The organism is Dongshaea marina, from assembly GCF_003072645.1.
Lineage (GTDB): Bacteria > Pseudomonadota > Gammaproteobacteria > Enterobacterales > Aeromonadaceae > Dongshaea > Dongshaea marina.
Genome location: NZ_CP028897.1, coordinates 219,791 through 245,000, shown reverse-complemented (window position 1 = coordinate 245,000; position 25,210 = coordinate 219,791). Strand labels below are relative to the sequence as shown.

Sequence of the window (25,210 nt, the reverse complement as noted above, 5' to 3'; positions counted from 1 at the left end):
TACAGAACCCTGCATTATATCCTCTCTTAGAAGCTAGCCTTACTTAGAGTAAAGTTCGACGATTAACTGTTCGTTAATTTCAGCAGACAGGTCAGTACGCTCAGGAACGCGCTTGAACACACCTTCCATCTTAGCCGCGTCGACCTCAACCCATGTTGGCTTCTCACGCTGATCTGCCAACTCAAGAGCTGCTTTAATACGAGTTTGCTTTTTAGCCTTCTCGCGGATGCTCACATTGTCATCTGCAGACACTGAGAACGAAGGTACGTTAACTACCTGACCGTTTACAGTGATAGCCTTGTGGCTAACCAGCTGACGAGCTTCTGCGCGAGTCGCACCGTAACCCATGCGATAAACTACGTTGTCCAGGCGGCCTTCCAGCAGCTGAAGCAGTACTTCACCGGTGTTACCCTTACGACGGGCAGCTTCTTTGTAATACTTGCGGAATTGCTTTTCCATTACGCCGTACATACGACGTACTTTCTGCTTTTCGCGCAGCTGCATACCGTAGTCAGACAGACGAGGCTTACGAGCACCGTGCTGACCAGGAGCAGTATCAATCTTACACTTTGAATCGATTGCGCGGACACCAGACTTCAAGAAGAGGTCTGTGCCTTCGCGACGGCTAAGCTTTAGCTTAGGCCCCAAATATCTTGCCATGTTCTTTCTCCAACATTCCTAACTAAGAGGCGGTAACGCGATTAAACGCGACGCTTCTTAGGAGGACGACAGCCATTGTGAGGAATTGGAGTCACATCAGTGATGTTGGTGATACGGAAACCAACCGCATTCAACGCACGGATTGAAGACTCACGACCTGGACCTGGCCCTTTAACCATTACTTCCAGATTCTTCAGACCATACTCTTTTGCTACGTTACCAGCGCGCTCTGCAGCGACCTGGGCAGCAAATGGAGTGGACTTACGAGAACCACGGAAACCAGAACCGCCAGCGGTAGCCCAGGAAAGAGCATTACCTTGACGATCGGTGATGGTGATGATCGTGTTGTTAAAAGAAGCATGTACGTGGGCTACGCCGTCACTTACTTGCTTTTTGATACGCTTACGCGTACGAGTCGGAGCTTTCGCCATCTCTACACCTTCCCGTTATTTCTTGATCGGCTTGCGTGGACCTTTACGGGTACGCGCATTGGTCTTGGTACGCTGACCACGAACGGGTAAGCTACGACGATGACGGATGCCGCGGAAACAACCCAGATCCATCAAACGCTTGATGTTCATGGATACTTCACGACGGAGGTCACCTTCCACTGAAAACTTAGCTACCTGCTCACGCAGTGTTTCCAGCTGGGATTCATCCAACTCTTTAATCTTTGCCTGTTCGGCTACACCTGCCGCTGCACAGATCTCTTGTGCGCGAGTGCGTCCGATACCATAAATAGCGGTCAAAGCGATGACAGCGTGCTTATGGTCAGGAATGTTAATGCCAGCGATACGGGCCACTGTTCACTCCTAAATTTCACAAAAAAATAGCCATTAACCGCAAAGCCCGTTGAGGATACACGGTAATGGACCCAATTACACAAAATATGGGCTGGCTACTTTAGCCAGCCTTGAAGCATATTTCAAGAACTAATTGCTAAAAAATTAGCCTTGACGTTGCTTGTGGCGAGGCTCACTGCAGATCACACGAACAACACCGTTGCGCTTGATGACCTTACAGTTACGACACATCGCCTTGACGGAAGCACGAACTTTCATTGCTTAACTCCGTAATATACGCCGAATCTGAATTAACGTCGACCGTAGCCTTTCAGATTGGCTTTTTTCAGGACATCCCCATACTGATTTTGCATCATCAGGGTCTGAACCTGTGCCATAAAGTCCATGATAACCACTACGATAATCAGCAGTGATGTACCACCAAAATAAAATTGAACGTTCCAAGCAGTCATTAGGAACTGCGGCACCAGGCACACAAAGACCATGTAAAGAGCACCAGCCAGTGTCAGGCGGGTCATTACCTTGTCGATGTAACGCGATGTCTGTTCCCCGGGACGAATCCCTGGAATGAATGCTCCGCTCTTCTTCAGGTTGTCTGCTGTCTCGCGAGGGTTAAATACCATCGCGGTATAGAAGAAGCTGAAGAAGATAATCGCCGCCGCATACAGCATGTCATATAACGGCTCACCTGGTGACAGGTTCATCGAAATAGACTGCAGAACCTCTTTAACAGGTCCTGTACCCTGCCCGAACCATGAAACTATGGTTCCGGGGAAGAGTACGATGCTGGATGCGAAGATCGCCGGGATAACCCCAGACATATTGATCTTCAGTGGCAGATGCGTACTTTGCGCTGCATAAACACGACGTCCCTGCTGACGCTTCGCGTAGTTCACTACGATACGTCTTTGACCACGCTCGACGAATACGACGAAGTAGGTCACTGCAAAAACAATCACGCCCAGCAACAGCATGATTAAAACATTCAATTCGCCCTGACGCGCCTGCTCAACGGTAGCACCGATGGCTCGAGGCAAACCAGCAACAATCCCGACAAAAATGATGATCGAGATGCCGTTACCAACTCCGCGTTCTGTAACTTGCTCACCCAGCCACATCAGGAACATGGTTCCTGTGACCAGACTGATTACAGCCGTGAAGTAGAAGCCAAAGCCTGGATTAATCACCAGACCATGCATCATGTTTGGTAGGCCGGTTGCGATACCAAGGGCCTGAACAGTACCCAGAATCAGCGTGCCATATCGCGTATATTGACTGATCTTACGACGGCCAGATTCACCTTCCTTCTTGAGTTCAGCAAGAGTGGGGTGAACCACAGTCAACAGCTGGATAATGATCGATGCCGAAATATACGGCATGATCCCCAGCGCGAAAATAGAGGCACGAGCCAAGGCACCACCACTGAACATGTTAAACAGTTCAACGATGGTCCCTTGCTGCTTCTGGAACAGCTGGGCTAGTACGGAGGCGTCAATACCAGGAATTGGCACATAGGATCCGGCGCGAAAAACAATTATCGCGATAAGAACAAAGAGTAAACGACTCTTCAGTTCACCCAATCCACCTTGCGGTTTTGCAACTTGCCCTGGTTTCTTAGCCATCTATGTACTATCCCTCGATTTTACCGCCAGCAGCTTCAATTGCCGCGCGAGCGCCTTTAGTGACACGCAGACCACGAACGGTCACAGCACGTTCGATCTTGCCAGAAAGAACAACCTTACCGAAAAGAATGTTCTTAGTCACCAGACCTGCTTGCTTCAGAGCGTTCAGATCAACAACGTCACCTTCGACTTGGGCAATCTCATGAAGACGAACTTCAGCAGTTACCATAGCCTTACGAGAGGTGAAACCAAACTTAGGCAGACGTTGCTTAAGTGGCATCTGGCCGCCCTCAAATCCTGGACGAACACCGCCGCCAGAACGAGCTTTTTGACCCTTGTGGCCACGACCAGAAGTCTTGCCCAGGCCAGAACCAATACCACGACCTACACGCTTGGCAGATGGCTTAGAGCCAGCAGCAGGAGAAAGAGTATTTAAACGCATAACTTACCCCTCAACCTTAACCATGTAGTAGACCTTGTTGATCATACCGCGTACACAAGCTGTATCTTCCAGCTCAACGGTATGACCAATGCGGCGCAAGCCCAGGCCACGCAAAGTAGCTTTGTGCTTAGGCAGACGGCCAATTGCGCTACGAGTCTGAGTTACTTTAACAGTCTTAGACATAGCGTATTACCCCCGAATCTCTTCGACGCTCAATCCACGCTTCGCCGCTACCTGCTCTGGAGACTTCATATGCGCCAGAGCGTCGATGGTTGCGCGAACAACGTTGATTGGGTTAGTAGAGCCGTACGCCTTCGCCAGAACGTTGTGTACACCCACAACTTCCAGAACCGCACGCATTGCACCACCTGCGATGATACCAGTACCGTCAGATGCAGGCTGCATGTAAACACGCGAACCAGAATGACGACCTTTAACAGGGTGCTGCAGAGTAGTGCCTTTCAGCTCTACAGTGCGCATGTTACGGCGAGCCTTTTCCATTGCCTTTTGAATGGCAGCTGGAACTTCTTTAGCCTTACCGTAACCAAACCCAACGCGACCGTTACCATCACCTACCACTGTCAGAGCAGTGAAGGAGAAGATACGACCACCTTTAACAACTTTAGAAACACGGTTAACTGCGATCAGCTTTTCCTGCAGGTCACCGGCTTGTGATTCGATTTTGCTCATCAGTCACTCCAAACCTTAGAACTTCAGACCAGCTTCACGCGCAGCGTCAGCCAGCTTGGCTACGCGACCGTGATATTGGAAACCAGAACGGTCGAAAGATACTTTTTCAACACCTTTCTCCAGAGCGCGCTCGGCAATAGTCTTACCGATCAGGCTCGCCGCTTCTGCGTTACCAGTATGCTTGAGCTGTTCAGCAATCGCTTTCTCTACAGTTGATGCAGAGGCCAGGACAGCAGAGTTGTCCCCAGCGATGATCTGAGCATATGTGTGGCGCGGAGTACGGTGAACCACCAGACGAGTCGCACCCAGCTCTTGCATCTTTTTGCGTGCACGAGTTGCACGACGGATACGGGCTGCTTTCTTATCCATAGTGTTACCTTACTTCTTCTTAGCCTCTTTACGACGCACGTTTTCATCGGCGTAACGAACACCCTTGCCTTTGTAAGGCTCAGGAGCACGGTATGCACGAATATCCGCCGCCACTTGACCAACTACCTGCTTGTCACAACCCTTCAGAGTAATCTCTGTCTGGCTTGGACACTCAGCGGTAATACCTTCTGGCAACTTGTGCTCAACAGGGTGAGAGAAACCCAGGGTCAGGTTCAGTGCATTGCCTTTAACAGCAGCACGATAACCAACACCAACCAGCTTCAGCTTCTTCTCAAAACCTTGAGTCACACCAATTACCATGCTGTTAACCAGTGAGCGCGCAGTTCCCGCGTGAGCGTTAGCGTTAGCAACACCCTCTTTAGGAGCAAAAGTCAGAGCGCTCTCTTCTTTGGCAACAACAACAGCATCGTGGATAGTGCGGTTCATAGAACCATTGCTACCCTTGATGGTGATTTCCTGACCGGACAAAATTACTTCTACGCCCGCAGGGATCTGTACAGGTGCCTTAGCAACACGAGACATAATTCACTCCCAATTAAGATACGTAGCAGATAACTTCGCCGCCCATGCCCGCTTTACGCGCAGCGCGGTCAGTCATCACACCTTTCGATGTGGATACGATAGCAACGCCCAAACCACCCTGAACAGATGGGATCTCGTTGTGCTTCTTATAAATACGCAGGCCTGGACGGCTCACGCGCTTGAGCATCTCTACTACAGGCTCGCCCTGGTAGTATTTCAGCTCAATAGTCATTTCCTGCTTAACGTCGCCAGCAACAGCAACGTCTGAAATGTAACCTTCTTGCTTAAGAACATTAGCAACGGCTAGTTTCAGCTTGGAAGCAGGCATGGTCACAGCAACCTTGTTCGCTGCCTGACCGTTACGGATGCGGGTCAGCATATCCGCGATCGGATCTTGCATGCTCATCTGTATATACTCCCGTGATTAACTTACCAACTAGCCTTCTTCAGGCCAGGAACTTCACCCTTCATCATATGCTCACGCAGTTTGATGCGTGACAAGCCGAACTTACGCAGGTAACCATGCGGACGTCCGGTGATGTTACAGCGATTACGCTGACGCGAAGAGCTTGAATCACGAGGAAGAGCTTGCAGTTTCAAAACCGCATCCCAACGTTCTTCATCAGACAGATTCATGTTTGTGATGGATGCCTTCAGTGCAGCACGCTTGTCTGCAAATTTAGCAACCAGCTTGGCACGCTTGGCTTCCCGTGCTTTCATTGATGTCTTAGCCATAACCCTAACCTTACTTGCGGAATGGGAAGTTAAAAGCAGCCAGCAGAGCACGTCCTTCTTCGTCAGAAGATGCAGAGGTGGTCACAGTGATGTCCATGCCTCGGATCTTATCGACCTTATCGTAGTCGATTTCTGGGAAGATGATTTGCTCGCGAACACCCATAGAGTAGTTACCACGACCGTCGAATGACTTAGCATTCAGGCCACGGAAGTCACGAATACGTGGAATCGCAATACAAACCAGACGCTCAAAGAACTCCCACATGCGCTCGCCACGAAGGGTTACTTTACAGCCAATCGGGTAGCCTTCACGAATCTTGAAGCCCGCAACAGACTTGCGTGCTTTAGTGACCTGTGGCTTTTGGCCTGCAATTGCTGTCATATCTGCAACAGCGTTTTCCAGGACCTTTTTGTCAGCCAGAGCTTCACCCACACCCATGTTCAGGGTGATCTTCTCGATTCGGGGGACTTGCATGACTGTTTTGTAGTCGAACTGCTTCATCAGCTCATTTACTACAGTCTCTCTGTAGTAATCATGCAGTTTCGCCATCGTCAAAAACTCCAATTAATTTACTAGATTACCGTTCGACTTGAAGTAACGAACCTTACGGCCCTCTTCAACTCGGAATCCGATACGATCTGCTTTACCACTGTCGTGGTTGTAGACCGCTACATTTGAAACATGAATAGGTGCTTCACGCTCAACGATACCACCCTGGATCCCCGCTTGAGGATTAGGCTTCTCGTGCTTCTTCACCATGTTCACGCCTTCAACAACTACTTTGTTCTCGCCAGTCAGAACAGAGGTAACCTTACCGCGCTTACCTTTGTCTTTACCAGTCAGAACAACAACTTCATCATCACGGCGGATTTTTGCTGCCATCTTTGACTCCTTACAGTACTTCTGGGGCCAGTGACACGATCTTCATGTACTTTTCAGTACGCAGTTCACGAGTAACTGGGCCAAAGATACGTGTACCGATCGGCTGTTCACTGCTGTTCAGCAGTACAGCCGCGTTGCTGTCAAAGCGAATGACAGATCCGTCTGGACGACGAACGCCTTTCTTGGTTCGAACAACCACCGCATTTACGACATCACCTTTCTTCACTTTACCGCGAGGAATCGCTTCTTTTACAGAAGCTTTGATGACATCACCGATACCGGCATAACGGCGGTGCGAACCACCTAGAACCTTAATACATTGTATGCTACGCGCACCGGAGTTATCGGCAACGTCGAGCCTAGTCTGCATCTGGATCATTATTAGTGCTCCGCTATATATCAAAAAAAATCCCGAAACCGCTCGGGATCTGGCTGCCTCATAATGAGGAGCGGCAGTATAACACCCATTTTTTGAAATGGGTAGCCTAAAAAAAGAACGACTCCCTCAGGAGTCGTTCTTTTATATAAGGTGTAAGAAAATCTTACGCCTTCTCAACGATCTCAACCAGGGTCCAAGACTTAGTCTTAGACAGTGGACGGCACTCACGAATAGTGACTACATCGCCCATGGTGCACTCGTTGTTCTCGTCGTGTGCATGCAGCTTGGTAGTGCGCTTGATGTACTTCCCGTAGATCGGGTGCTTCACTTTGCGCTCAATCGCAACAGTGATGGACTTGTCCATCTTGTTGCTGATTACCTTGCCCTGCAGTGTACGAATAGTAGTTTCGCTCATTACGCACCTGCCTTCTGATGTAAAACAGTTTTAACACGCGCAATATTGCGACGTACTTGCTTGAGAGTGTGAGTCTGGTTCAGCTGGCCAGTGCTCAGCTGCATGCGCATGTTAAATTGCTCACGCAGCAGGTTCAGCAGCTCAGCGTTCAGCTCTTCTACACTCTTTTCACGCAGATCTTGTGCTTTCATCACATAATCGTCCGAGTTACAAAGGTGGTCTTAACTGGCAGTTTCGCAGCAGCAAGCTCGAGTGCTTCACGCGCCAGCTCCTCAGAAACGCCGTCCATCTCGTACAGGACACGGCCTGGCTGAACCTGGGCTACCCAGTATTCAACGTTACCTTTACCCTTACCTTGACGAACCTCGAGAGGCTTCTCGGTAATAGGCTTGTCTGGAAAAATACGAATCCAGATCTGACCCTGACGTTTAATATGACGAGTCATCGCACGACGTGCCGCTTCGATTTGGCGAGCAGTGATGCGTCCGCGCTGTACGGCTTTCAGGCCAAAGGTACCGAAAGATACCTTATTACCAGTAGTCGCCACACCGCGGTTACGGCCCTTGTGTACCTTACGGAACTTAGTACGCTTAGGTTGCAACATTACTGATTCTCCTTACTTACTACCGCGGCCTTTGCGCTGCTTCTGACGAGCAGGAGCCTGCTCTTCCAGAGGCAGTGCACCCAGAACTTCACCTTTGAAGATCCAGACCTTGACGCCGATGATGCCATAAGTAGTCAGCGCTTCAGCTGTCGAGTAATCGATATCTGCACGCAGAGTGTGGAGAGGTACACGACCTTCACGATACCACTCAGTACGTGCGATCTCGGCACCGCCCAGACGACCACTAACTTCTACCTTGATCCCTTTCGCGCCCAGACGCATAGCGTTCTGTACCGCGCGCTTCATCGCACGACGGAACATAACACGACGCACCAGCTGAGAAGCGATGCCTTCAGCTACCAGCTTCGCATCCAGTTCAGGCTTGCGGATCTCAGAGATGTTGATCTGCGCAGGAACGCCAGCGATTTTCGCTACCTTAGTGCGCAGTTTTTCAACGTCTTCACCTTTACGACCGATGACAACACCAGGACGTGCAGTGTGAATCGTCACACGAATGCTCTTTGCAGGACGCTCGATCACGATGCGAGATACAGATGCATTTTGCAGTTCCTTAGTAAGGAACTGGCGCACCTGGAAATCACCGTGCAGGTTGTCTGCAAATTCATTAGTATTCGCATACCAAGTCGAATTGAACGGCTTAGTAATGCCAAGGCGAATACCATTAGGATGTACTTTCTGACCCATTGCTTATTCTCCTGGCCTCTTAGCGGTCCGATACCACAACAGTGATATGGCTACTACGCTTCAGAACACGATCCGCACGGCCTTTAGCACGTGGACGGATACGCTTCATAGTCGGTCCTTCATCGACACAGATCTTAGAGATCTTCAGTTCATCGATGTCGGCACCTTCATTGTGCTCAGCGTTAGCAATGGCAGACTCCAGAACCTTCTTGACCAGGGTAGCCGCTTTCTTAGGGCTGAAGGTCAGGATGTTCAGAGCCTGTTCAATAGGCAGACCGCGTACTTGATCAGCAACTAGACGTGCTTTCTGGGCAGAAGTACGGGCAAAACGGTGTTTAGCGATTGCTTCCATCTATTTTCCCCTTATCTCTTCTTAGCCTTTTTATCTGCAGCGTGACCGCGATAGGTGCGGGTCGGTGCAAATTCACCCAGTTTGTGGCCGATCATTTCATCAGTTACAAATACTGGTACGTGCTGACGACCATTATGGACAGCGATGGTCAACCCAATCATATCAGGGATGATCATTGAACGACGAGACCAAGTCTTTAATGGCTTCTTGTCCCCGCTTTCCACCGCTTTCTCTACCTTCTTCAGCAAGTGCAGGTCAATAAATGGACCCTTCTTGAGAGAACGTGGCATGGTGATTCCTCTTACTTGTTACGACGACGTACGATGTACTTATCGGTACGCTTGTTCTTGCGAGTCTTAGCACCCTTGGTAGGTTTACCCCAAGGACTCACTGGGTGACGGCCACCAGAAGTACGACCTTCACCACCACCGTGTGGGTGATCCACCGGGTTCATGGCAACACCACGAACGGTTGGGCGGATACCGCGCCAGCGGTTAGCACCTGCTTTACCCAGGTGACGGAGCATGTGCTCAGCGTTACCGACTTCACCGAGAGTTGCACGGCAGTCAGCCAGAACTTTACGAACTTCGCCAGAACGCAGACGCAGGGTGACGTATGCACCATCGCGCGCCAGGATCTGAACAGATGCACCAGCAGAACGCGCCATCTGCGCACCCTTACCAGGCTTCATTTCGATCGCGTGAACAGTAGAACCTACTGGGATGTTACGCATCGGCAGGCAGTTACCTGCTTTGATAGGCGCATCAACACCGGATTGGATCTTGTCGCCCGCTGAAACACCCTTAGGTGCCAGGATGTAGCGACGCTCACCGTCCGCGTAAAGTACCAGAGCGATGTTCGCAGTACGGTTAGGATCGTATTCGATACGCTCAACCTTACCTACGATACCGTCTTTATTACGCTTGAAGTCGATGATACGGTAATGCTGCTTGTGACCACCACCAACGTGACGGGTAGTGATACGACCAGCGTTGTTACGACCACCAGACTTAGACTTCTTATCCAGCAAAGGTGCGTATGGACGACCTTTGTAGAGTTCCGGGTTAACAACCTTGACGACGTGACGACGACCCGGAGAAGTAGGCTTACACTTAACGATTGCCATTTTTATATACTCCCCTGATTACTCTGCGCCGCCCATGAAGTCGATGTCCTGGCCCTCTTTAAGAGTGACATAGGCCTTCTTCACGTCGCTACGACGGCCGATACGGGCACCGTGACGCTTAGTTTTGCCTTTCAGGATAGAAGTGCGAACACCTACGACTTCAACTTCAAACAGCTTTTCAACTGCTGATTTAACTTCCGCTTTGGTTGCATCTTTAGCTACTTTAAACACGATAGTGTTGTGATTTTCAGCAGCCATAGTGCTCTTTTCAGAGATGAGCGGAGCCTTGAGAACTTTTAACAGACGCTCTTCGCGGTTCATGCCAGCATCCCCTCAATCTGCTTAACTGCATCAGCAGTCATCAATACCTTGTCGAAAGCGATCAGGCTTGCTGGATCAATGGCAGCAGCGTCACGCGCATCAACTTTGTACAAGTTGCGAGCAGCCAGGAACAGGTTCTCATCAACTTCAGAGGTCACGATCAGAACGTCGTTCAGTTCCAGACCCTTCAGCTTAGCAACCAGTTCTTTAGTCTTAGGTGTCTCAACACCAAACTTCTCAACTACGATCAGACGCTCTTGGCGAACCAGCTCAGACAGGATGCTACGAACAGCAGCACGATACATCTTGCGGTTAACCTTCTGGCTGTGATCTTGCGGCTGAGCAGCAAAAGTCACACCACCAGAGCGCCAGATTGGAGAGCGAATAGTTCCTGCACGAGCACGACCAGTGCCCTTCTGACGCCATGGCTTTTTGCCACCGCCAGATACTGCGGAACGGTTCTTCTGAGCACGAGTACCCTGACGAGCACCAGCTGCGTAGGCAACAACAACCTGATGCACCAGAGCTTCATTGAACTCACGCCCGAAGGTAGTTTCGGAAACTTCAAGAGCGCTCTGCGCGTCTTTCATTACCAATTCCATTACTATCTCCTCAGACGTTACGCTTTAACGGCAGGTTTAACGATGACGTTTCCGTTAGTCGCACCTGGGACTGCACCTTTAACCAGCAGCAGGTTGCGATCAACGTCTACACGTACAACTTCCAGGTTCTGAGTCGTTACACGCTCAGCACCCATGTGACCAGCCATTTTCTTACCCTTGAATACGCGACCAGGGGTTTGGTTCTGACCGATAGAACCAGGAGCACGGTGCGACAGAGAGTTACCATGAGTCGCGTCCTGGGTACGGAAGTTCCAACGCTTAACAGCGCCCTGGAAGCCTTTACCTTTAGAGGTACCGGTAACGTCTACTTTCTTAACATCAGCAAAGATATCAACCTTCAGCTCACCACCAACAGTGATGTCAGAACCTTCACCTTCACCCAGACGGAATTCCCACAAACCACGACCAGCTTCAGTACCAGCCTTAGCAAAATGACCCGCTTCAGGCTTAGTTACACGGTTCGCTTTCTTAGAACCAGTAGTAACCTGAATAGCGTTATAGCCATCGCTTTCCAGAGATTTAACCTGGGTAACGCGGTTCGCTTCTACTTCAATAACAGTCACTGGGATAGATACGCCATCTTCAGTGAAGATGCGGCTCATGCCCAGCTTACGACCAATAAGTCCGATTGCCATTGTCATAAACTCCCTGCATTAACCCAAGCTGATCTGGATATCAACACCGGCAGCCAGATCCAACCGCATCAGTGCATCAACGGTTTTTTCTGTAGGCTCAACGATGTCGACCAGGCGCTTGTGAGTGCGAATTTCGTACTGATCACGTGCGTCTTTGTTCACGTGTGGAGAAACCAGTACTGTGAAGCGCTCTTTACGAGTAGGCAGTGGGATAGGACCACGTACCTGAGCGCCTGTGCGCTTAGCAGTTTCTACGATTTCCGCTGTAGACTGATCGATCAGACGATAATCGAATGCCTTCAGACGGATACGAATTCTTTGGTTCTGCATTTACCAGAGCTCCAAATGGTTTAACATAAAAAAAGACCGCTCCATCCCCGCTAATGCAGGAGGGCGTTGTCTTTAAACCGATTCTCTCCCGATTGGAGAGACTGAATGCCGGGCCTATTGCCCGCGCTTGTGTGCCGACCCTAGAAGGGTCAGGACGGCAATTATACAGAGCTCGGCGATGATCGCAAGTCTCCGCGACCAATTTTTGACTGATATTTGCTCGCCCCGTGGAAGGATAAATGAGGTCATCTCATCTTTCACCGGCGAATCTCATTTGCTGTCTCTCGACCTCCCCTGTAGTACCGGGCTGTAATCGCAGTAAGCCCCTGTCTGAAGACCCTTGTATGATCTGCCTTGGATTGCTAGGCTCCCCCCGATTTAAATCTTATCCATTCCAAAGACCCAATTCTCTAGCAGGAGCCAGCATGCATATTCAGGGATTGACCATAGGTCACGCGGAAGATACTGAGAACCAAACCGGTGTCAGCGTGTTTTTATTTGATCAGCCAGCGACCTGCGGTTATTGGCTCTGCGGCAGCGCCCCCGCTCTTAGGGATGTTCAACTTCTTAATCTTGAAACCAGTGCCAAGGAGATCCATGGCCTGGTATTAACCGGGGGCAGTGCTTTCGGGCTGGATGTAACCAGTGGTGTCATGCAGTGGCTTGCGGAACAGGGAAAAGGGCTTCAGACACCTCACCGCCGGATCCCCCTGGTACCAACGGCCGGTATCTATGACTTCGATCAGGGAAATCCCGTAGCCCCCACCCCGGAACTCGCTTACAGAGCCTGTCAAAATGCAGGTACAGATTACCTTTATGGACGTGTTGGCGCAGGTTACGGGGCCAGTGCAGGTAAAGCCTGGCACCAGGGAACACCAACACGGACCGGGATAGGCCTCTCTTCCATGAGAATGGGAGAACACACAGTGACCAGCGTCGCGGTTGTTAATGCGGTTGGTGATATCTACGAGGATAATCAAATCATCGCAGGAGCCAGAGATCCGGAGGGTAATCTCATTAACTTAGAAAAACTGATCGCCAATGGCCAGTGCAAGATGACGCTGTCCGACAATCAAAACACAGTGCTGGTCGCAAACTTCATTGACGCAAAATTACCTGCGCCCGAACTAACCCTGCTCAGCAAGATGGCAACTGCCGGGATCGCCCGCTCGGTTCGACCGAGCTTCACTCCCTTTGATGGGGATATCATCTTTACTGCTGGCGTGGGTGCAAAAGCGATGGATGAACCCGATATGATTCGACTCGGCACCATCTGTGCGCAAAACGTTGAGCAGGCCATTATCAATAGTGTGAAACACTCCCTTTGACCAAGCCTCCAGCCGGGTGATATATAGCATCTTAGTGCGAATATCTCCCGGCCTGAAAAACTCGCCCCCAAACCTTGCTCCCTACAACGACCGGCAACCAGCCATGGACCTGTGAAAAGCTTAAGAATCAGATCAAGTGAGAAGCCCCGAATCGAATCAGGGCTCAAGGCAACCGCTTGCGGACTACGGAGCTCTGCTGAGCCTAGAGATTACATTTAATGTAGGAATCACCGGGCAGATCGACCACCTCCACCGACAAAGCAAGATCTGTCATGGCCAGCGAGCCCAGGGCATTGAGAACCCCATCGGCCAACATGGCTTTCTGCTCATCGGTTCTGCCAGGCAAAATCTTCACGCTCAGGTGGATGAAGTTATTGTGTTCCTCCCCCAGCTTAAAGTGCTCATAGCCGATTGCCCGAGTCTTAATATCACTTTCCCTGAAAAGCCCGGAGTCGAACGCAGAGCTGTGAACACGCTCCACCAGTTGCTCGATGGCAACATGCTCTTCGATCGGTTTGGAATACTCAATAATACAATGAGGCATGATTCATCCCTTAAAGCTCAATTAAAAACCTGCCTATCCCATCAGGATTTCTCCAACCCCGCAACTGTCAGAATCACAAAAAGTGCACTCAGAAAGGTTATTCCCCTTGATGGGGGTCTAAGCCTCCTTAGCCTTTAAGATCTACCAATCCATGATTCATACTCCAAGCCTTGATACTATCCAAGGCAGGAAGATAAAGGAGAGCATTGAAATGACAATTTCTAAACAGCCCCTGGACAAACAGAAGCTTACCGAGCACCTGAAGGAGCATGCCGAGTACGCAGCTAAAACAGCAAATCAACTAGAGTTTTATACACTGGATGAACAAGGAGAGCTGCAACAGATTGATAGCAAGATTATCTTTGTCCGCACCAGTAACAACGCTGGCTTCTCTGTTTTGCCCTCGTGGGAGGATGAATCAAGCACTCTTTACTCCTACCCCCACGCCACAGATGAAGAAGATCTCTTCTCAAGCTTTTCTACCAAACACAAATGCGCCAATGTCTTTGATCTTTTTATCGATGTCAGAGAGCCTAACAACAGTGGTACGCCTGAAAAAACATCTGACTCAAATAAAGATGACAACTCTGTTTAGCTTCCAGGTTAGATGCACACTGATTGAGAAGATGACTTAACTATTTCCACAAAATAAGAAATAACTGATTGAACATTGATCTGTCCTCAACTAACATATTTATAAATTTAAATATGTTTAATTAAGTGATGCGATGGACTCTCTAACTAACCTGCTGAAGCTGCTGGCCGATCCCAATCGGCGACAGATCCTTTATCTGCTTCGTAAAGAGGAGCTGTGTGTCTGCCAGCTACAAAGGCTGATCCCTCTGACTCAGGGTGCCATCTCTATCCAGCTTAAAAATCTCAAAAATGAAAAGCTCATCACCTCACGCCGCCAGGGCAAATGGATCTTCTATCGTTTGCAGGATGAGCAGCCCTTAGATATCTCGAAACTGCTTGAGCAACTGTTTGCCATGATGGAATCTCGCGGTGAGTGTCATGAGCTTGAGCAGCAACTCGCACAACTACCCAGCTTCGAACTCTGTGCCAAGGAGTAATCATGTTATCAATGAAACGTTTAGGTTTTTTGGATCGCTACCTCACCCTGTGGATCTTTCTGGCGATCTTTGCCGGAATCGGGATCGGTTATCTGTTTCCACAGGCCAACCAATGGATTGGCCAGTTTGAGTATGGCTCCAGCAACCTGCTGATCGCTATCGGGCTCATCGTCATGATGTATCCTCCTCTGGCCAAGGTGCGGTATCGCAAGATGAAGCCGGTATTTAGTGACAAAAAAATCCTGCTGCTGTCGCTGATCCAAAACTGGCTGGTCGGTCCTGTGTTGATGTTTATACTGGCAGTGATTTTTTTCCATGATGAACCGACCTTCATGGTGGGCCTGATCCTGATAGGACTGGCCCGCTGTATCGCCATGGTGATCGTGTGGAACGAGCTCGCCAGGGGTAACCGGGAGTATTGTGCTGGCCTGGTGGCATTCAACTCCATCTTTCAGGTGCTGTTCTACTCCGCCTATGCCTATATATTTATCTCGCTATTGCCACGTCTGCTTGGATTAGAAAGCTCAACCATCAATATCTCGATGCTGGATATCGCCCACAGTGTGTTTATCTATCTTGGGATCCCCTTCATTGCCGGATTTTTAACCCGGGAGATCCTGACCCGACTCAAGGGGGAAGAGTGGTACGAAGCGGTATTTATCCCACGGATCTCACCCCTGACCCTGATTGCCCTGCTATTTACCATAGTGCTGATGTTCTCTCTCAAGGGTAGCGAAATAGTCGCCCTGCCGATGAATGTGGTGAAGGTTGCCATTCCGCTGCTTATCTATTTTGTGCTGATGTTCTTTATCTCGTTTTACATGGCCTGGCGCAGCGGCGCCGATTATGAGCGCTCAACCTCACTGAGTTTTACCGCGGCTTCAAACAACTTCGAGCTGGCGATAGCCGTTGCCATCGCCGTGTTCGGCATTCACAGCGATCAGGCCTTTGTCGGGGTGATTGGCCCACTGGTCGAGGTGCCGGTGCTGATCGGCCTGGTCAATGTCGCATTCTGGCTGAAGAAACGCTGGTTTGATGCCGAACCCGCCGTGCAGGCCAGCAAATAATTGATGTCAAAGGCGCCCGACAGCGAGCAAAGGCAGCTCTCGGGCATCCAGCCCTTCACTGCATTAATACTTCCCTGTATGGCAGGGATGTACCTTTCCCCTAATACACAAGGATGTGTGAATGCCGTACTAACCAGGGATGGTGTTAACGGCATGCAATCCCCTCGCCCCCGGATCTCGCTGAGCCCTCGACTCACCTGATGATTAAGCCACCGCGTAGACAGGCCGTCCATGGCCTAACTACGCTTTCGCAACGTCCTGTTGCTCAGACTTAATCCTCTACGGCTCACTTCGGCGCTCTCTTACGGGGGAAGTTGAGCCCCGTTTATTTGCGCCGAATGCTTCATTGTTGATGAGCGTATCAATCACAAGGATGTGATTGAAGGGCAGCCAGAACAGGGATGTTCTGTCTGACCGTTAGTGAATCTGATGAAGCAAATATCGGGGTGTCCTTGGGAGTGAAGAGGGTATTGGGCAAGCAATACCCTTTTCCCGCCGCCGCTCGGCAGCGGCAACTGTGCCGTAGGCACAAAACTCTGTCCGAAGGACCAAAGAGATATACAGCTGCCAGCATGGCTGACGGAGGAACTTGGGGGCTGCGCCCCCAAATCAAATCAGGCGCGTCCCCGATATTGGATATGATAGCGTCCCTGGGGATCCATCTTGCCGATCCACGCCAGAGAGGATTTTAGTGAAGGTGGGAAGTCTGCCAGCGGGGTCATCGCTCCCTTGAGCTGATAGCTGCCGTTGGGCTGAATGGTCAGCACACCATCGAATTTAAGCTCCTTGGATTTCTGGCTGATATTGGCGGTTGCCACTCCCTGCTGACAACTTAACTTGGCATTGATCTGTCCAAGCTTGAGCCGGCCAAATCCCGGATTCGCCTCGACTGCAGAGCCTGCTATTCGTCCCTGAAGCTCGGTGCATTTCCCATCACTCATTTTTAAAGAGCCGACCTGCACTCGCAGCTCCCCCTTGAGGCCAGCGATTGCCGCCTGTTGATTGAGCTCGCTGAGCTGCTCCAGGGGTAAAATCAGTTTTCCATCGCTCACCCCCAGAGAAGAAAAACCCAGTGACAGCTGACCCTGGCCACGGATCCCGCCAAATTGACCAAACTGAAAATCACTGTTGAGTTTGCCCATCAGCAGAGGCCAGAAACCGAGGGACCAATCGGGTTGATGAAGTACCCCGCCAGGCCACTGCAAGGCACTGGCATGGCCATTCCATACAGTTCCATCCACCGAGGTAAGCTCAATTCCCTGAGGATGGGGCAGATAGCGCCATACAAACCCTGCAGGCAGATAGGCCACCAGAAAAATCAGATAGAGCACCACAGCCGTCATGATCCAAGCAATAGGTTTTTTCATAGTGCTAACCCCAGCTGTAAACGCCGTACCTTCACATAGCCAGGCTCACTGGTCTTACTCAGATCCAACAGCCGCACGGTCACACCACGCTGATGAAGCATACTCAACCACCCAAGCAACTGATTAAAACTCACATTCTCAATCCATACATCCACCCTGTCCTTTTGAGGCTGGATGCGGGTGATCTGGATCTGGTGATTGCGGGCACTGCGATCGACGGCGCTCTCCAGGCTTCCTCTTGGGATTGGCTGGATGGAGTTACTGGCACGATAACTCGCCAGTTTATTCCCCTGCTCTTTAATCCACTGCAGAGTCTGCTCCGCCCCGGCAAGCTGGTTCTTGCTATTAACCACGCTGGTATTCAGGGGTTGCCAGATCCCCCAATACAATATGCAGATCACAATCGCAACCCCGGCCCAGGAAACCAGTTTCTTTTCACGGGAGTTAAGTTGATTCCACTGCTGCATCAAAGGTGCGCTATAACGTTCCAGGATCTCCTTCATCCCTGCCCCCTGATAGTCAAAGCCCCTTCCATCTTCTTGCCTTTCTGACTCATCTCACCAAATTTAACCTGGTACTTTTTGCCGACTGCATCACGGAACTTCTCAAATGAGGGAAGCCCATCGGCTCGCACGTTCAGTCGGAGCTGGCCACGTCGCCCATCATAGTTGATCCCGGTTAACTCCAGATCTTTTACCGCCTCAAAGCCGGGCTGTAGCTGGTCCAACATCTTTAAAAAGCCCTGCTGCTTACCCTGCTGCTGATATTGACGCATGTGCGCCATCATCTGGGCGCGCACATTAACGATTCGGTGCTCACCAGGAAACAGCTGGCGATAGATCTGAGCCGTCTGCGCCGTGAGTTGTTGCTTTTGGGCGTTGAGTTGATACAGCTCAATCCCCCGGCTGAATAACACAATCAAAAACAGCGCCACCAGAGCAATCGCCGGAGCCAGCCATAATTTAATCAGCTTGGAATACTCGGGCAGCTTACGATAAGCTCCCTGCAACAGGGTATAGCGGCTGGCAATCGCCCCCTCGGCCAGGGGTTGCATCGCAAGCTCGGCAAGCTCGGTTTGCCAGCTTCCACTAAAGGCCTCTGGTGCCGGAGTCAAAGATACAACCCCCTGCTCCTCACCAAAACTCGCCATCAGGGGTGCAAGCCAGGCCGCTTCTGCAACCAGGCCCCGGGTTTCATCCTGGCGGATCAACCACTGCTCTCCGAGCTGCAGAGCGCTCCACTGCCCCTGAGAAATGAGTGGCAATGCCAACACATCCGGCAGCAGGGTCTCGGCTTCAAAGCCAGCCTCTTCAAGCCAGCCAAGCCACTCTCGCATCCGCTCATCATCAACCGCAGCCACCTGCAGCTCAGAGCCGCTGCGGCTGAGAACCGAAATATGCAACTTCTCAACATCCGAGGCACACTCCTCCTCCAGCAGATAGGGCAATGCCTTAAGTGCCTGGGGACTGTAACGACCAGGCAGGGTCAACTGGCGGAAAATAAAATCACTTCCGGGGACCAGAGCTATCACCCCCCGACCACTCGCCTGGCTCTGAAGATCGGTCAGGCGAGAAACACCTTCAATACAGCCCGAAGCGATCACCTCTGATTGATCTTTTGACCAGACCAGCCAGTGAATCGGCTGCTCGGCATGCTCTGCCAACCTGATCACCAGTTTCTCGTTCACTCAAATCCTCCAATACGGCGGCCGATCAAGGTTACTTTGTCATCCTGCCGCTGATAGAAACTCACAATTCGGGCGCTGGCGCCACTATAAAACCCCTGGGTCCGGGCCTCGAAATAGTTGCTGGTCACATCCAGGCTGGAACTAACCTCAGAGCTACTATCTCCCCCTGAGCCAACCTTTTGCAGAAACTCCTGAACAGTTTTCCAGCCATCCTCGGGACGGTTCTTGATCACATCCGCCAATTGCTTGAGTCGATCCGGCCCCCATCCCAGCACAGCTAACAGCAGGGGAAACTGCTCTTTTTTAATGGTATTCACGTTCAGTTTAAAGCTCTGCTCGGGTAGGGCACAAATCTGCCCGACGATCCGCTGATAAAGCTTGGCCGTCATCCCTTTGATAGCCCTGAGCTCATACTTATCGGCCATCTGGGTATTTCCGGCCAGATAGGGCACTGCCAGTGCCGAATAGTACTCATCCTCAGCCCCATTGGTTCGCGGGATCTGATCGCTATCGATCCAGTCCTCCGTTGAAGCGGCAATCACCTTGGCACGGGTTGAACCCACTCCCTGATTTTCCAGCAGCTGAATAAACACCTTGCGCGCCACTACACCACTATTTTGAGAGTCTTTACTCTCTTTATCCTTGCCACCATCCTTATCATCTGATTTTTGATAAGTCGCTCCGGGGGCTGCGGTCAGAGCATTGAGGTTCAGGCAGTTGCTCAGATCGATGATCTGTGTCCGGGCACCACGCATAATCTTCTTGCGCTTATAGGGCTTACCATCAAACTCGTCCTTGTCCTGATCCGGGTGAGCCGGAGGCAGTCCAACCTCAGCCCCCGGGTTATCCGGCATATCCAGCTCCTGAGCCCAGTCCTGCCCTAGGTTAACCGTCTTCTTATCTTTGAGGCTTTTTTTCAGCAGTAAGGGAACATACGCCTCACCACCCAGGGCATACTGTTTCGCCTGCTCATAAAACACCAGATTACTGGTACGCTGCAGATCCATTCGAAAGCGCTCGTTAAGGCCGGTCGCCACCACCACCATCACCGCAAGCAGCAGCATCACCACCAACAGCGCAACTCCCTTTTGCTTTTGAGGCGATCGCTGTTGATACCTCATGAGTCACTATCCTGGCTTGAGTTGTTATTACTGTCCGAACTGCTCTGTTTTTTCCAGGCGCTGTTCGGCATCTCAAATACCCACTCAATCTTGCCAAACTTTTTCAGGGTCAAGATGACCTTAACACCGCCTGGCAGCTTCTCTGAGTCCTGCCAGCTATCCAGCCACTGACCATCGCTATAAAACTTAAGCTCAAAGTCGCTCACCTCCTTGAGCAGTTTCTGGACTCTGGGTATCGCCGAATCGATGGGATCCGGGTAGAGATAACTCTGGCGCTCCAGGACGCCATCTTTAACCACATAGCCAACCCTTAGCAGATCTGAACGGGGCAGCAGTTGCTGTGGATTAGACCAACCGCTTCGAACAAACATCACCCCCCAATCCTGACTCTCTCCCAGGTATTGCGCCGCAGCAAACCGCGTCTTAGGAGGAGCTCCCGAGATCCGATAGGTACGGGGAACCGCCTGCTCGAAATCGCGACTCATCATCAACCACACCCTCTGCAGACGCTGAAGCTGCTCCCCATGCTGTTTGGCGGTTTGATCACTGTTGAGTACCCCGTGCATCACCTGGTAAGCACTGATACTAAACACCGCAAAGATCGCAATCGCGATCAAAACCTCCAGTAGGGTAAATCCGTGATTGCGTCTCATTTGGAGATAAAGCTTTTCATGGTGATCAGGGTCTGAGATGAGTCTTCCGAGGGTTTGACCTGCACCGTCACCTGGCGAAATTTACTCTGAATATCCTCGGAGCCGGCGGCTTTTCCTTCCCATTGAACATACCAGTCACGCCCAGCCATCTTCACCTTCTCTCCCTGCCAGCCACCATCAGGCCAATCTTTATTCAGGCGGATGGTCGCCAATTGATTATGAGCAATCCAACTGGCAACGGTTTTTTGCTCAAGCCGCTGCATGTTATTGAGATCCCCCGAGGTCATCTCCATCAGCGCCAGCCCGGCGATGGCAAACACCACCAGCGCGATCATCACCTCCAGCAGAGTCATCCCCTGGTTACGACGCATCATCTTGTGCCTCGCGTTGAACCGTCACATCACCAAAATCGTCCACCCTGACCTGCCAGGCAGAATCCGGCTCTCGCTCCAGGGAGAATGTCAGGGTGAAAGGGCTCACATCACCACTGCTATCAATGACGATCTGCGGAGGTGGTAGCTTGGGCTTCTTGTTTTCGCCAAACAGAGGTTCATCACTGAAAAGAGAATCATCAGAAAACAGCTCATCATCCTTTTGCTCCTTGAGCTTGCTCCAGGGCTGATCCTGCAGTTTCCAATCCAGCACCATCCCATCCGGCATCTTCTGCTGCGTGGTAAAACGTTGCTTTTTCCAATACCCCCAGTACTGATCCCTGGGGTGGTACTTCATGATCTGATATTGATCGCTATCCAGCCTCACCCCGAGCTGTTGATCTCCCAGCACCGCCTGTTGCTCACACAGGCGCAGTACCCCGGCAAAGCGACGAGCCTGCAGCTCCAGCTGCTTATGCTGTTCGCCCGGCCCAATATTCATCAGGACCACGGTTGCCGCCATCCCGATCAGCAGGGCGATCAGCAATACTTCAAGCAGGGTGAAGCCGCGCTGGCGCATCAATTAAGACTTTTTCTTGCCCAGGTTCCAGTTTCCGATGTCATCATCGGTTCCCGCCTGACCATCCGGCCCCATGCTGAACACATCAATCGCACCATGCTCACCCGGGCTCAGCAGCTGATAAGGGTGATTCCAGGGATCGTTTGGCAGGCGACGGATATAGCCTCCCTGACGATAATCCTGAGGAATCGGATCTGAAGTTGGTTTAGTCACCAGGGCTTCTAAGCCCTGCTCTGTGGTTGGATACACGCCATTATCCAGCTTATACATATCCAAAGCGTTCTCCAGAGCAACCACATCGGTGACCGCTTTCTGATGATCCGCTTTCTCCTTGTTACCCATCAGGTTTGGAACCACGATGCTGGCCAAAATCCCCAAAATTACGATAACTACCATGACTTCGAGCAAGGTAAAGCCCGACTGACGACGCCTTTGCATTCAATCCTCCGACAACAAAGTTACATGCTCACCATGTTGTTCAATGCCAACATAGGTTGCATGATTGCAAGAACAATAAACAAAACGATACAGGCCATGCTGACCACCAATGCGGGCTCAAATACCCCCAGGGCGATGGTAACCTGTGACTCAAACTCCCGATCCTGGTTATCTGCGGCACGCTCCAGCATCGACCCCAGCTCACCACTACGCTCACCCGAGGCGATCATGTGTAGCATCATCGGGGGGAAAAGATGAGTCTGATCCAGAGCAACCCACAGGCTGCCCCCCTCACGTACCCGCTCGGTCGCCTCTGCAAGCTGGCGGCAGGCGTGGCGATTGGTTAATACACCACTGGCGATCTTCATTCCCTCCAGCAAAGGCACGGCACTGGTGTTCAGAATACTTAAGGTCCTGGCGAACCGCGCGGTATTCAATCCCCGACTCACCCTGCCGATAATGGGTAATCGCAAGATCAGGCGATGGTACTTTTCACTGTTTTGCGGCTTTCTGAGCCAGAGTCGAAAACCGATCATCCCCAGAACTATGATCGCCAAAATCAGCAGGCCGAATTCACTCAAAAATGAGCTGATACCGATGAGAGAGCGGGTGGTCCAGGGCAGAGCATGGCCCATGTAAGTAAACTGCTCCACCACCTTAGGAACTACTGCGGTCAGCAAAATAGCTACCACGCCGATCGCAACGATAGTGAGCACGATCGGATACACCAGGGCCTGCAAAACCTTGCCCCCCATATGCTGACGCTGCTCGGTGTAGTCTGCCAGGCGGTTGAGAACCTTATCCAGATGACCAGACTTTTCACCGGCTGCCACCATGGCGCAAAACAGCTGATCGAAGGCATAGGGGAACTGCGCCATGCTATCTGCCAGATTATGCCCCTCCAGAACCTTGGCCCGAACCGCCGTCAGCATCGCCTTGTGCTTGGGCTTTTCGCTTTGCTGGGCAACCGCCTTGAGCGCCTCCTCGATCGGCAGTGCCGCCGCCACCAGGGTCGACAGCTGGCGGGTGATCAGTGCCAACTCTGCGGCGCCAATGCGTCTTTGAAACAAAGGCTTGCGCACCGAGCCATTGGTACTGCTGCGGCTACTCTGGGCGGCCGCCTCGGTGATCTCAACCGGAACCAACCCAAGCTCACGAAGCTTCTGGCGAACCTGGCGCTGAGTATCCGCCTCGATGAGACCCTTTTTGCTGCGTCCCTTGGGATCGAGTGCTTTATATTCAAATGCTGCCATGCTAATCCTCTCGGGTTACCCGCAGGACCTCTTCCAGAGTGGTAACCCTGCCAGCACCTTATCGATACCATCCTGACGAATCGAAGGAACATCGCCGCGGATCATCTTCTCGATCGCCTGCTCCCCCTCACACTGATGGATCGCCTCACGAACCTTGTCATCAACCAATACCAGCTCATGGATCCCAGTACGCCCCCGGTAACCTAACTGGTTACAGTGTTCACAACCCCGGGCGTGGTAGAGGGTCACCTGCTGATCTGAGGGTACCCCCAGCAATTCCCGCTCTGCCGGACTGGCACTATAGGGGTCCCGGCACTCGTGGCACAGGGTCCGAACCAGTCGCTGGGCCAGAACGCCAAGCAGCGAGGAGGAAAGCAGGAAGGGCTCAATCCCCATATCCCGCAGACGGGTGATGGCACCTATGGCAGTATTGGTGTGCAGGGTCGACATCACCAGGTGTCCGGTCAGCGAGGCCTGCACCGCGATGCGGGCTGTTTCCAGATCTCGGATCTCCCCAACCATCACCACATCCGGATCCTGTCGCAAGATGGCCCTGAGTCCACGAGCGAAGGTCATATCGACCTTGGAGTTGATCTGGGTCTGACCGATCCCTCAAGATCAAATTCAATCGGGTCCTCAACCGTCAGGATGTTGCGATCTTTACTGTTGATCTCTGAGAGCGCCGCATACAGGGTGGTACTCTTACCCGAACCGGTGGGCCCCGTCACCAGGATGATCCCATGGGGTTTGCGAATGAGATCGGCGATGCTATCGCGGTTACGCTGGGTCATCCCGAGCTGCTCCAGCTCAAGACGCACGCTGTTCTTATCCAAAAGACGCAGCACCACCCGCTCACCATGGCTCGACGGCATGGTCGAAACCCGCACATCCACCGCCCGGCCACCGATTCTCAGGGTGATCCGCCCATCCTGGGGGACCCGCTTCTCGGCAATATCCAGCCGCGCCATGACCTTGATCCGCGACACCAGTAGGGGTGCCAGTTTGCGGTGCGGCTTCAAAATTTCCCGCAGCACTCCGTCGATGCGAAAACGGATCACCAGGTTACGCTCGAAGGTCTCGATATGGATATCCGAGGCTTCTTCCTTGATCGCCTCACTGAGCATGGCGTTGATGAGACGGATGATAGGTGCATCATCATCGGACTCCAGCAGATCTTCGTTTTCCGGAAGCTCTTCCGCCAGGGCAAAGAAGTCCATCTCGTTTCCGAGATCTTCCATTAGCTGGCGCGCCTCTGAAGAGTCTCGCTGGTAGCTCTCCATCAACTTGAGTTCAAACTGCTCATCCTCAAGACAGCTCAGCACGAAGGGCGCCCGCGAGATACGTCGCGCCTCCAAAATTGCAGCAGCCGGCGTATCGGCGCGGTGGAACAAAATGGTTTGCTCCTCCTCATGCTCCAGGATCACCCCCTGATTGCGCGCATAAGCAAAGGGAAATCCCCCGGCAACCGGGGTGAGTTCCTCCTCCATCAGC

General features: G+C 51.7%; 41 protein-coding genes and 1 pseudogene (1 of these 42 only partly in view). 4 read left to right on the top strand and 38 right to left on the bottom strand.

Annotated elements, in window-relative coordinates:
- The 27 genes from DB847_RS01315 to rpsJ all read right to left on the bottom strand — a co-directional run.
- On the bottom strand, positions 1–15 hold the 5' portion of the coding sequence (locus DB847_RS01315; protein ID WP_108649097.1) for a DNA-directed RNA polymerase subunit alpha. 975 nt of this gene lie to the left of the window's left edge; the window shows 15 of its 990 coding nt (coding positions 1–15); it begins with the start codon at positions 13–15; its stop codon lies off the left edge, out of view.
- Positions 16–39: 24 nt separating this feature from the next.
- On the bottom strand, positions 40–660 hold the full coding sequence (gene rpsD / locus DB847_RS01310) for a 30S ribosomal protein S4 (protein WP_108649096.1): 621 nt from the start codon (positions 658–660) through the stop codon (positions 40–42).
- Between the two features lie 41 nt (positions 661–701).
- A complete protein-coding gene (gene rpsK / locus DB847_RS01305; protein ID WP_108649095.1) occupies positions 702–1,091 on the bottom strand; it encodes a 30S ribosomal protein S11 in 390 nt (129 codons plus the stop codon).
- Positions 1,092–1,106: 15 nt separating this feature from the next.
- Positions 1,107–1,463 carry a 30S ribosomal protein S13 gene (rpsM, locus tag DB847_RS01300; RefSeq protein WP_108649094.1) on the bottom strand — a complete coding sequence of 119 codons (357 nt, stop codon included), beginning with the start codon at positions 1,461–1,463 and terminating at the stop codon, positions 1,107–1,109.
- A 144-nt stretch (positions 1,464–1,607) separates the two neighbouring features.
- Positions 1,608–1,721: a 50S ribosomal protein L36 gene (gene rpmJ, locus DB847_RS01295; RefSeq protein ID WP_108649093.1), complete on the bottom strand. Its 114-nt coding sequence runs from the start codon at positions 1,719–1,721 to the stop codon at positions 1,608–1,610.
- A gap of 32 nt (positions 1,722–1,753) precedes the next feature.
- Positions 1,754–3,085 (bottom strand): preprotein translocase subunit SecY, encoded by a 1,332-nt coding sequence (secY, locus tag DB847_RS01290; protein ID WP_108649092.1) that lies wholly within the window; start codon positions 3,083–3,085, stop codon positions 1,754–1,756.
- Between the two features lie 7 nt (positions 3,086–3,092).
- Positions 3,093–3,527 carry a 50S ribosomal protein L15 gene (rplO, locus tag DB847_RS01285; protein ID WP_108649091.1) on the bottom strand — a complete coding sequence of 145 codons (435 nt, stop codon included), beginning with the start codon at positions 3,525–3,527 and terminating at the stop codon, positions 3,093–3,095.
- Positions 3,528–3,530: 3 nt separating this feature from the next.
- Entirely contained in the window at positions 3,531–3,710 is a 180-nt protein-coding gene (gene rpmD, locus DB847_RS01280; protein ID WP_108649090.1) for a 50S ribosomal protein L30, read from the bottom strand.
- Positions 3,711–3,716: 6 nt separating this feature from the next.
- Positions 3,717–4,217: a 30S ribosomal protein S5 gene (gene rpsE, locus DB847_RS01275; RefSeq protein WP_108649089.1), complete on the bottom strand. Its 501-nt coding sequence runs from the start codon at positions 4,215–4,217 to the stop codon at positions 3,717–3,719.
- Between the two features lie 15 nt (positions 4,218–4,232).
- Positions 4,233–4,586: a 50S ribosomal protein L18 gene (gene rplR, locus DB847_RS01270; protein ID WP_108649088.1), complete on the bottom strand. Its 354-nt coding sequence runs from the start codon at positions 4,584–4,586 to the stop codon at positions 4,233–4,235.
- A 9-nt stretch (positions 4,587–4,595) separates the two neighbouring features.
- Entirely contained in the window at positions 4,596–5,129 is a 534-nt protein-coding gene (gene rplF / locus DB847_RS01265) for a 50S ribosomal protein L6 (protein WP_108649087.1), read from the bottom strand.
- Between the two features lie 13 nt (positions 5,130–5,142).
- The gene (gene rpsH / locus DB847_RS01260; protein WP_108649086.1) at positions 5,143–5,535 is read right to left on the bottom strand and encodes a 30S ribosomal protein S8; all 393 of its coding nucleotides are present in this window, start codon (positions 5,533–5,535) and stop codon (positions 5,143–5,145) included.
- 23 nt (positions 5,536–5,558) lie between these two features.
- Entirely contained in the window at positions 5,559–5,864 is a 306-nt protein-coding gene (gene rpsN, locus DB847_RS01255; protein WP_108649085.1) for a 30S ribosomal protein S14, read from the bottom strand.
- A gap of 10 nt (positions 5,865–5,874) precedes the next feature.
- On the bottom strand, positions 5,875–6,414 hold the full coding sequence (rplE, locus tag DB847_RS01250) for a 50S ribosomal protein L5 (protein ID WP_108649084.1): 540 nt from the start codon (positions 6,412–6,414) through the stop codon (positions 5,875–5,877).
- A gap of 15 nt (positions 6,415–6,429) precedes the next feature.
- Positions 6,430–6,747, bottom strand: a complete 318-nt coding sequence (gene rplX, locus DB847_RS01245; RefSeq protein WP_108649083.1) for a 50S ribosomal protein L24 — start codon at positions 6,745–6,747, stop codon at positions 6,430–6,432.
- Between the two features lie 10 nt (positions 6,748–6,757).
- Entirely contained in the window at positions 6,758–7,126 is a 369-nt protein-coding gene (gene rplN, locus DB847_RS01240) for a 50S ribosomal protein L14 (RefSeq protein WP_108649082.1), read from the bottom strand.
- Between the two features lie 163 nt (positions 7,127–7,289).
- Complete coding sequence (gene rpsQ, locus DB847_RS01235) at positions 7,290–7,541, bottom strand: 30S ribosomal protein S17 (protein WP_108649081.1); 252 nt, start codon at positions 7,539–7,541, stop codon at positions 7,290–7,292.
- A complete protein-coding gene (rpmC, locus tag DB847_RS01230) occupies positions 7,541–7,732 on the bottom strand; it encodes a 50S ribosomal protein L29 (protein ID WP_108649080.1) in 192 nt (63 codons plus the stop codon). The genes rpsQ and rpmC overlap by 1 nt, the downstream gene beginning before the upstream one ends.
- Positions 7,732–8,145, bottom strand: coding sequence for a 50S ribosomal protein L16 (rplP, locus tag DB847_RS01225; protein WP_108649079.1), 414 nt, complete (start codon positions 8,143–8,145; stop codon positions 7,732–7,734). Before rplP ends, rpmC begins: the two co-directional genes overlap by 1 nt.
- 12 nt (positions 8,146–8,157) lie before the next feature.
- Positions 8,158–8,850, bottom strand: a complete 693-nt coding sequence (rpsC, locus tag DB847_RS01220) for a 30S ribosomal protein S3 (protein WP_108649078.1) — start codon at positions 8,848–8,850, stop codon at positions 8,158–8,160.
- A 19-nt stretch (positions 8,851–8,869) separates the two neighbouring features.
- Positions 8,870–9,202 (bottom strand): 50S ribosomal protein L22, encoded by a 333-nt coding sequence (gene rplV / locus DB847_RS01215; protein WP_108649077.1) that lies wholly within the window; start codon positions 9,200–9,202, stop codon positions 8,870–8,872.
- Positions 9,203–9,213: 11 nt separating this feature from the next.
- Complete coding sequence (gene rpsS, locus DB847_RS01210) at positions 9,214–9,492, bottom strand: 30S ribosomal protein S19 (protein ID WP_108649076.1); 279 nt, start codon at positions 9,490–9,492, stop codon at positions 9,214–9,216.
- Positions 9,493–9,503: 11 nt separating this feature from the next.
- Positions 9,504–10,328: a 50S ribosomal protein L2 gene (gene rplB / locus DB847_RS01205; protein ID WP_108649075.1), complete on the bottom strand. Its 825-nt coding sequence runs from the start codon at positions 10,326–10,328 to the stop codon at positions 9,504–9,506.
- Positions 10,329–10,346: 18 nt separating this feature from the next.
- Entirely contained in the window at positions 10,347–10,649 is a 303-nt protein-coding gene (gene rplW / locus DB847_RS01200; protein ID WP_108649074.1) for a 50S ribosomal protein L23, read from the bottom strand.
- Positions 10,646–11,251: a 50S ribosomal protein L4 gene (rplD, locus tag DB847_RS01195; protein WP_108649073.1), complete on the bottom strand. Its 606-nt coding sequence runs from the start codon at positions 11,249–11,251 to the stop codon at positions 10,646–10,648. Before rplD ends, rplW begins: the two co-directional genes overlap by 4 nt.
- Positions 11,252–11,268: 17 nt before the next feature.
- Complete coding sequence (gene rplC / locus DB847_RS01190; RefSeq protein WP_108649072.1) at positions 11,269–11,907, bottom strand: 50S ribosomal protein L3; 639 nt, start codon at positions 11,905–11,907, stop codon at positions 11,269–11,271.
- A gap of 18 nt (positions 11,908–11,925) precedes the next feature.
- Positions 11,926–12,237: a 30S ribosomal protein S10 gene (rpsJ, locus tag DB847_RS01185; protein WP_108649071.1), complete on the bottom strand. Its 312-nt coding sequence runs from the start codon at positions 12,235–12,237 to the stop codon at positions 11,926–11,928.
- A gap of 425 nt (positions 12,238–12,662) precedes the next feature.
- Here rpsJ and DB847_RS01180 point away from each other — a divergent pair, with 425 nt between their 5' ends.
- Positions 12,663–13,565 carry a P1 family peptidase gene (locus DB847_RS01180; protein WP_159084317.1) on the top strand — a complete coding sequence of 301 codons (903 nt, stop codon included), beginning with the start codon at positions 12,663–12,665 and terminating at the stop codon, positions 13,563–13,565.
- A gap of 202 nt (positions 13,566–13,767) precedes the next feature.
- Here the strand turns inward: DB847_RS01180 and DB847_RS01175 are convergent, their stop codons facing one another.
- Positions 13,768–14,109 carry a 5-carboxymethyl-2-hydroxymuconate Delta-isomerase gene (locus DB847_RS01175; RefSeq protein ID WP_108649069.1) on the bottom strand — a complete coding sequence of 114 codons (342 nt, stop codon included), beginning with the start codon at positions 14,107–14,109 and terminating at the stop codon, positions 13,768–13,770.
- 151 nt (positions 14,110–14,260) lie between these two features.
- On the opposite strand from DB847_RS01175, the gene DB847_RS01170 reads away from it, so the two are divergent.
- The 3 genes from DB847_RS01170 (at position 14,261) to arsB (ending at position 16,249) form a co-directional block, all read left to right on the top strand.
- Positions 14,261–14,704 (top strand): hypothetical protein, encoded by a 444-nt coding sequence (locus DB847_RS01170; RefSeq protein WP_159084316.1) that lies wholly within the window; start codon positions 14,261–14,263, stop codon positions 14,702–14,704.
- Between the two features lie 133 nt (positions 14,705–14,837).
- The gene (locus DB847_RS01165; RefSeq protein WP_108649067.1) at positions 14,838–15,182 is read left to right on the top strand and encodes an ArsR/SmtB family transcription factor; all 345 of its coding nucleotides are present in this window, start codon (positions 14,838–14,840) and stop codon (positions 15,180–15,182) included.
- Positions 15,183–15,184: 2 nt separating this feature from the next.
- Positions 15,185–16,249: an ACR3 family arsenite efflux transporter gene (arsB, locus tag DB847_RS01160; protein ID WP_325049126.1), complete on the top strand. Its 1,065-nt coding sequence runs from the start codon at positions 15,185–15,187 to the stop codon at positions 16,247–16,249.
- 614 nt (positions 16,250–16,863) lie between these two features.
- Here the strand turns inward: arsB and DB847_RS01155 are convergent.
- From DB847_RS01155 to gspE, 10 genes and pseudogenes are all read right to left on the bottom strand, one after another.
- Positions 16,864–17,616, bottom strand: coding sequence for a type II secretion system protein N (locus DB847_RS01155; RefSeq protein WP_108649066.1), 753 nt, complete (start codon positions 17,614–17,616; stop codon positions 16,864–16,866).
- A complete protein-coding gene (gene gspM, locus DB847_RS01150) occupies positions 17,613–18,119 on the bottom strand; it encodes a type II secretion system protein GspM (RefSeq protein ID WP_108649065.1) in 507 nt (168 codons plus the stop codon). The genes DB847_RS01155 and gspM overlap by 4 nt, the downstream gene beginning before the upstream one ends.
- Positions 18,116–19,303 (bottom strand): type II secretion system protein GspL, encoded by a 1,188-nt coding sequence (gene gspL / locus DB847_RS01145; RefSeq protein ID WP_108649064.1) that lies wholly within the window; start codon positions 19,301–19,303, stop codon positions 18,116–18,118. Before gspL ends, gspM begins: the two co-directional genes overlap by 4 nt.
- Entirely contained in the window at positions 19,300–20,424 is a 1,125-nt protein-coding gene (gene gspK, locus DB847_RS01140) for a type II secretion system minor pseudopilin GspK (protein ID WP_108649063.1), read from the bottom strand. Before gspK ends, gspL begins: the two co-directional genes overlap by 4 nt.
- Positions 20,421–21,077: a type II secretion system minor pseudopilin GspJ gene (gene gspJ, locus DB847_RS01135; protein WP_108649062.1), complete on the bottom strand. Its 657-nt coding sequence runs from the start codon at positions 21,075–21,077 to the stop codon at positions 20,421–20,423. The genes gspK and gspJ overlap by 4 nt, the downstream gene beginning before the upstream one ends.
- On the bottom strand, positions 21,074–21,451 hold the full coding sequence (gspI, locus tag DB847_RS01130; protein ID WP_108649061.1) for a type II secretion system minor pseudopilin GspI: 378 nt from the start codon (positions 21,449–21,451) through the stop codon (positions 21,074–21,076). Before gspI ends, gspJ begins: the two co-directional genes overlap by 4 nt.
- The gene (gspH, locus tag DB847_RS01125; RefSeq protein ID WP_108649060.1) at positions 21,438–22,028 is read right to left on the bottom strand and encodes a type II secretion system minor pseudopilin GspH; all 591 of its coding nucleotides are present in this window, start codon (positions 22,026–22,028) and stop codon (positions 21,438–21,440) included. The genes gspI and gspH overlap by 14 nt, the downstream gene beginning before the upstream one ends.
- Before the next feature lie 3 nt (positions 22,029–22,031).
- Positions 22,032–22,466, bottom strand: coding sequence for a type II secretion system major pseudopilin GspG (gene gspG / locus DB847_RS01120; protein WP_108649059.1), 435 nt, complete (start codon positions 22,464–22,466; stop codon positions 22,032–22,034).
- A gap of 20 nt (positions 22,467–22,486) precedes the next feature.
- Entirely contained in the window at positions 22,487–23,719 is a 1,233-nt protein-coding gene (gspF, locus tag DB847_RS01115) for a type II secretion system inner membrane protein GspF (RefSeq protein WP_108649058.1), read from the bottom strand.
- Between the two features lies 1 nt (position 23,720).
- Positions 23,721–25,206 (bottom strand): annotated as a pseudogene (gene gspE, locus DB847_RS01110) (type II secretion system ATPase GspE).
- Between the last annotated feature and the right edge of the window lie 4 nt (positions 25,207–25,210).